Here is a 6,321-nt window from a genome sequence, read left to right on the forward strand (position 1 = left end):
TTTTACTTGACCACTTCAGGTTGTTCAATCACATAAGCGACAGCATTAGCGATAGACGTCGCTGAAATGGCATCTTTATACACCTCGTTTACAAATTGAGAGGTCGTTGCATCTGAACTGCCATGTTTGAGTTCAGAATCAATGAGTCCAGGTGAGATAACGGTTGTGCGAATATTACGACCCACTTCCATACGTAGTCCTTCACTGATCGCACGAACAGCAAATTTAGTGCCTGCATACACACTGCTCGCTGGCGAAACTTTATGGCCCGCTACAGAAGCAAGGTTGATGAAGTGTCCTGTTTCTTGTTGCTCAAACACAGGAAGCGCGGCAGCAATACCATTGAGCACACCTTTGATATTCACATCGATGGTGTCGTTCCACTCTTGCACTTTCAGTGCACTTAAAGGGGAAAGCGGCATAATACCAGCGTTATTGATCATCACATCTGCGCGACCAAACGTCGTTACGGCTAAATCCACCAATGCTTTCACACTCTCAGCTTTAGTCACATCTGTCGCTAACGCTACTGCATGTCCATTCTCATTTTTAATATCCGCAACAATCGCGTTCAGTTTTTCAACTCGGCGAGCACCCAGTACGACACTTGCACCTTGAGAAGCTAGCTTTCTTGCCATAGCTTCACCTAGTCCACTACTCGCACCTGTGATCACAATGACTTTGTTTTCAATATTGGTATTCATGATTTATTCCTAATGTCTTTCATTTATTTCGGTTTGTGTTGGACGGAGGTTATGCCGCTAAGGTTTTTTCCAAAGCTATTCTCTCGATAAGTCGACATGCATGTTCATTTGCAATATTAGCCGCTCTATCACGTTCTGCTCGGTTCTCTACGCTTGGGTTATATGACACACCATATGAAATCTCTGGTTTAAGGAAAGTCATACCTGTCGCACTCGCAAGGCGATAGAAAGGCTTAAGGTAATCTTCAACAGCATAAAGGTGAGCACCTGTCGCTGAATAAAGCTCTTCTCTCCCGCCCACAGTGGTGGAAAGTAACAATTGCTTTCCTTTCAAGTGGTCAGCATCAGGACCATAGGCAAATGAATGGGTCAGTACCGTATCCATCCACTCTTTTAATAGTGATGGCACACCAAACCAATAAAACGGGAATTGCAGTACGATGACATCAGTATTAAGCAATGCTTGCTGCTCTACTTCTACGTCGACAATACGGTTTGGGTACATCTTGTATAACTCACGTACCTCAACCGAGGTTGTATCGTTTAGAGCATCAAGAACAATTTTGTTTCCGATTGAGCCATTTTCCACATCGGGATGAGCAAAAATAACAGTGGTCTTCATAATTAATTCCTACGTTTACATTTTGGTGTGATTGACTAATACATACATTTTGTATCGATCGTTACACTTTAAGTTGCGTGCATTTTGTATCGATCATTACAGAATGTCAATAGGCCAATTGACATTTTGTATCGATTACTACAAAATCATGTAAACAAGGTTATTTAGAAGAAGAGAACATTGATGGCAGGACGAAAACGAATATTTGATAAAGATGTCGCGTTAGATAAAGCAATGCGCACATTTTGGGGGAACGGTTATTCAGGAACTTCGATCTCTCACTTAACATCAGAAATTGGGATAAATTCACCTAGCCTGTATGCTGCATTTGGCAATAAAGATCAGTTATTTAAAGATGTTCTAGTGCATTATTCAACACAATACGCAGCGCCCCATTACTATCACCTCACCGCTTCTTCTGGCGCGAGCCTTAAAGAAAGGCTGAGAGCTTGCTTCTATGGACTCATTGAATTGTTCACAGATAATGAGACACCACTTGGGTGCTTGTTGATAAAAAGTTTGAATGAATCAGATAGCGTTGCCTTTCCAGAGGAAGCAAAAACTTACTTAAGAGATGTTGGGATAAAAACAAAGTCGACATTAATTGCTTTAATTGATTCAGAGATTAACTCCGAAGAATTACCTAAAAATACGAGTATCGAGCTCTTGGTCGAGTATCTGTTGTCCGTTAGTTACGGATTAGCGATACAAGCCCGAACCGGCCAACCAAAAGAAGCTTTGAATGAAATAATGGACTACGCGTTGAGCACGCTTCCATACAATGACAATTAAATTGAATATCGTACCCATTAGAATTCCCTGAATACAACTGCCTGATAGAGAATAGAGCTACCTTCATGTGTAATCATCTTTACGTATTGATAATTATGAGAAAAGGTAATTCAGATTGACCTAGAGGAACGCGATAAATCACCGACCATCGCTGGAATGAGGCATTCGTTACCTAGATTGAAGCATAACCCTTTTGACCACGTCATGAACGGCAAGGTTGAGAGGGCTTTGGCGATCGACAAGACGCATGCAGGACACAAGATTTAGATCGATCCTTAGTTCCTTGGGTGGCTCTATGGTGTTAAGCGATGCGTCCTTCCAACTATCGCTTAATACGCAGGCGTGGTCACCCTGCTCTAGGATTTGCCTCGCAACTGAAAAATTGTCCACCGTGATACTGATGTGCGGCTCAATCCCACTACTTTTCAACATTTCTAAATATCGGTAACGATCTTCATTCCAGCCTTGGCTTCGGATCTTGATAAAAGGCAATTTCAACGCCTCTTCCCATGTTAATTGCCCCAATGACTTTGAAACAGCGATCACCAGTTGATCGGCCATGATGCGTTTCTGGAAGATATTCGTACTACGGTCTTCAGTTAGAAAATGTACACCTAAGGTAATGTCACCCTGTTCTAATTTTTGCTCTGTATCGGATGCCCAAGTCTTCAGCTCTATTTGTGCTTTGGGAAACGTTTTCGAGAGTTCCCTAAATAGGTCAACACCTGAAAACTCCAGTGTGTAGGCGAAAAAAGCAAGGGTGATAGGCCCATCATAGCTGGCAGAATCGAATGTCACCGGTGAGGTAGCGGAGTGCATCAAGGACAAGGCGTGTTCAATATCGGGCAGAATGGATTTGCTATAATGTGTTGGCCTTAGTCCTTCAGTGGTGCGTTCGAAAAGTGGGTGCCCCAATTGATCTCTTAGCTTGGTCATTTGCTTGCTGACTGCGCTCTCAGAGATCCCCAGTTTCATCCCCGCCCTTTTAAGGCTGTTCGACTGACACAGCAATACAAAGGTACGCAGCAAATTCAGGTCTATACTTTCCATTTGGGCAAGTCCTATTTTCCACACTTTCCATTTAGGAAGTATAAAGTAACCTCTATCGGCAGAGCAAATAATACTCTTCCAAATGACATTCACTTTGAAATATAAAGGTCGCTACTATGAAAAAGCTATTCCCCCTTACTGCTGTCGCTTTATTCTCAACCAGCGTTTTTGCAGCGCCAACTATCGTCACGGAAGATAATTTTGCTCAGGCATACACCAACATGCGTCTCGGCGCGGTCGTAGAGAAAGCCGGTGGTATCAATACATTCTTTGAGATGCCCGTACCGAGCAGCGTTCCAGAAGAACAGTTCGTTGTGCGAATGAATCGAGACACTTTTTACTCCGTTTCAGTCATCGACATGTCGAACGATGATGTCTATGTGACGGTTCCAGAAACTGACCAATATGTGTCACTGCAAGTCGTGGACGAAAATCACGAGACGCAGCCAATGATCTACGGTTCGGGTCGTCATAAAATCAGCGCAAAAACCGACCACGCATTTGTTATCGTCCGAGCTCTTGAAGATGATGCACGCCGTAACCTGAAGATTGAAACAGGCAGTGATAAACCGTTTGAAGTAAAAGAGTGGGACATGGCGTCTTTCAGTGCCACGGATAAAGCTGGCAACATCGATTTCAGTGATGGATATGACCAATCAAAAGCGTTTGGTAACAAAGAAAGCGGCCAAACTGATTATATGAATTATGTTGGCGCGGCTGGCGGTTGGGGTGGCGCGATGGTCGAAGACAATATCTACCAAACAAGCCAATACTTCGATGCGAATGCATGTTATGAGACGACTTTCAAAGATCCGAAGGCAGGCTCATTCTGGTCAGCGACGGTATATAACGCTGATGGTCGTATGTTTAACGATAAAGCCAATATTTCGAGTGAAATGGCACCCGTTATGAATAGCGATGGAACCTACACTCTCCGCTTCGGGTGTGAAGGTCAGCCAAACAATATCCCAACGATGGAAGGTAATAAGACCGGTAAATTTAATGTTCTTGTGCGCCATTACAATCCTAGCGAGCCCGTAAGCAAAGGCGAGAAAGGTTACAACCCTGCCGCTATGATTAAGAAGGCAGGCTAACTTAAGTCATCAAATTAATGCTAGCCAACGTAAGCGAACGAACATAACTCATGAAAAGCGACGTGATACCGAGTAAGCAAAGTGCTTCAAAGGTATCGCGTCTTTTTTATGACTGTTTTCAAATGAGAATAGGTAAAGCCATGTGTTTGTTTCCCTCTCAATTGATGGCGTTAAATGAATCGCTTTCAATGAAAAGGAATGGGGCAAAATTAGGTAAGCTGAGGTTTCACAAATTTGAAGATAGACAGAAACAGCTTAAAGAGTATTGCATTAAGATCTAGGCAGCACTGCCGCTTGATGTAAACCATCAAATCATCAACCAGCGCTGCTCAACAAAAACTATAGAACAGTAACGCCTTCAATCTCGATCACTGAGTTAGCGTTCGCTCTCTCGATTATTTTTAATAAGGTTGTTTGAATGAGCTCATTGTCTCTGATTTCAGTTTCACATGAGAAGCGCTCTTCTTGAACACTGTCGCCCTCGCCTAACGTGAATTGAACAGCCACTTCAGTCGCGCATTCTTTGGTAGCGCCGTAGTACGCTAGAGTGATTTTAGGATAACCGTTGAATCCCTTTTTGACCTGTTTAGCGATACGTTTTTTAGCTTTATCCAAGTTCATACTACTTCCTGTTTAATAGTGTTCCTAAGACCAATATAACGCCCAATTCAGTCGTAAACCAACATAAATCTGAACCTTACGTAAAACACCTTCGCTGTAAAACTATTAAGGACTTAAAATACCAAGCAATAGGAATCAACTTCCAGTGCTTAGCTATCAATCTCACTCTGCGTTAAACCTCTTTTCTAACCACATCGAACTGATGTACTGCCCGTTTTTCTTTGCGTACTCATTGAATACGCCGACTTCTCGAAAACCAAAACTCTTGTGTAACGCACTTGAAGCATCATTTGGTAACGCGACACCGGACAAGGCTCTATGAACACCGTGGGTGCTAATGGATGAAAACAACTGAGAATACAATTTCGAACCTAAGCCTTTACCTGTCGCTTCTTCCGCCAGATAAACGGTGACTTCGACAGTATCTTCAAACGCTGACATCGCTCTGTACTGTTGAGAACAGGCGAAACCTAATAACGCACTATTTTCTGTCGCGACATAAAGCTGATGTTTACTGTTGTTTGAAAACTGAGCGAACCACTGCTGGCGGTTTTCCAACGTAAATTCCTCTTCTTCAAACCGCGCATTGGTGTGTTTAATATAGAAGTTAAATATATCGGTGATGCCTGTAATATCAGGTAATGTCCCTACTCTGATTTCCATGTAATGTCCTTTAATTTCTAGATTCCTTTTCATGCTCAGGACTCGTCTTTGAAATCCGAGTGCAACACCGAGCAAAATGAATTAATACGAGGCGCCATTTATTTTTCGGACAGGAATACTAGAGAGCAATTCATTTTCAGCCATTCTCATATTCACCGCCACGATTTCTTCTGAGCATTTTTCTGTTGTTACGTAGTGTGTTAAACAACCACACAATTTACAACGATGAAACTCGACTTCCTTATCTCCCCAACAATAGAAATCAGTCTTGTCTTTCGAATCAATTCGAACCCGCTCCGGCGAAAAATACGCCCAAGCAGCAGCATAACGACGACAAATAGAACAATTACATTCACCGACCTCTTTAGGTATTGAGCTCAACGTTAAGCTAACATTTCCACAATGACATTTTAATTCCATATAACTACACCTCAATGCATCTACCTGTAGGCATCGCCTCAAGACGCTCTCCAAGTACTTCTTTCAACAAACCATAAGCCTTCTGACCGGTACAGTGCCCTGTGTAAAGTTTATCAATTGGATATTGTGATAATGCGAGGCCGAGGTCTCTGATACCTTGCTTAGTTCCACCAATACTATCGAATAGAGGTAATCCAACGAGATGGAAGCCCCCAACAACCGCCTTAATATTCTCTCCAGGGAAAAGCTCGATCGCAGTATCAACCATGTTGAGAACACCACTATGCGCACAACCGGTAAATATCACTAAACCATCACACTCTTTGATTACTAATAGGGCTCTTCTCCGCTTAGA

Annotated in this window: 8 protein-coding genes and 1 pseudogene; 2 read left to right on the top strand and 7 right to left on the bottom strand. The window is 42.7% G+C overall.

Annotation, left to right across the window (positions count from 1 at the left end):
* Positions 1-2 precede the first annotated feature (2 nt).
* Complete coding sequence (locus BCT49_RS22695; protein ID WP_102438394.1) at positions 3-704, bottom strand: SDR family oxidoreductase; 702 nt, start codon at positions 702-704, stop codon at positions 3-5.
* Between the two features lie 49 nt (positions 705-753).
* Entirely contained in the window at positions 754-1,326 is a 573-nt protein-coding gene (locus BCT49_RS22700) for an NAD(P)H-dependent oxidoreductase (protein WP_102438396.1), read from the bottom strand.
* A gap of 183 nt (positions 1,327-1,509) precedes the next feature.
* Here BCT49_RS22700 and BCT49_RS22705 point away from each other — a divergent pair, with 183 nt between their 5' ends.
* On the top strand, positions 1,510-2,118 hold the full coding sequence (locus tag BCT49_RS22705; protein ID WP_102438398.1) for a TetR/AcrR family transcriptional regulator: 609 nt from the start codon (positions 1,510-1,512) through the stop codon (positions 2,116-2,118).
* 168 nt (positions 2,119-2,286) lie between these two features.
* Here BCT49_RS22705 and BCT49_RS22710 read toward each other — a convergent pair whose 3' ends face one another.
* Positions 2,287-3,168 (bottom strand): LysR family transcriptional regulator, encoded by an 882-nt coding sequence (locus BCT49_RS22710; protein WP_102438400.1) that lies wholly within the window; start codon positions 3,166-3,168, stop codon positions 2,287-2,289.
* A 116-nt stretch (positions 3,169-3,284) separates the two neighbouring features.
* Here BCT49_RS22710 and BCT49_RS22715 point away from each other — a divergent pair, with 116 nt between their 5' ends.
* Complete coding sequence (locus tag BCT49_RS22715; protein ID WP_102438402.1) at positions 3,285-4,262, top strand: DUF1254 domain-containing protein; 978 nt, start codon at positions 3,285-3,287, stop codon at positions 4,260-4,262.
* Positions 4,263-4,601: 339 nt separating this feature from the next.
* Here the strand turns inward: BCT49_RS22715 and BCT49_RS22725 are convergent, their stop codons facing one another.
* The 4 genes and pseudogenes from BCT49_RS22725 to BCT49_RS22740 form a co-directional block, all read right to left on the bottom strand.
* A complete protein-coding gene (locus BCT49_RS22725) occupies positions 4,602-4,883 on the bottom strand; it encodes a hypothetical protein (RefSeq protein ID WP_102297952.1) in 282 nt (93 codons plus the stop codon).
* 162 nt (positions 4,884-5,045) lie between these two features.
* Positions 5,046-5,546, bottom strand: a complete 501-nt coding sequence (locus BCT49_RS22730; protein ID WP_102438406.1) for a GNAT family N-acetyltransferase — start codon at positions 5,544-5,546, stop codon at positions 5,046-5,048.
* An 81-nt stretch (positions 5,547-5,627) separates the two neighbouring features.
* On the bottom strand, positions 5,628-5,966 hold the full coding sequence (locus BCT49_RS22735) for a GFA family protein (protein ID WP_102438407.1): 339 nt from the start codon (positions 5,964-5,966) through the stop codon (positions 5,628-5,630).
* Between the two features lie 4 nt (positions 5,967-5,970).
* Positions 5,971-6,321 (bottom strand): annotated as a pseudogene (locus BCT49_RS22740) (MBL fold metallo-hydrolase); the annotation flags it as partial.

Source organism: Vibrio lentus, from assembly GCF_002875945.1.
GTDB lineage: Bacteria > Pseudomonadota > Gammaproteobacteria > Enterobacterales > Vibrionaceae > Vibrio > Vibrio apostichopi.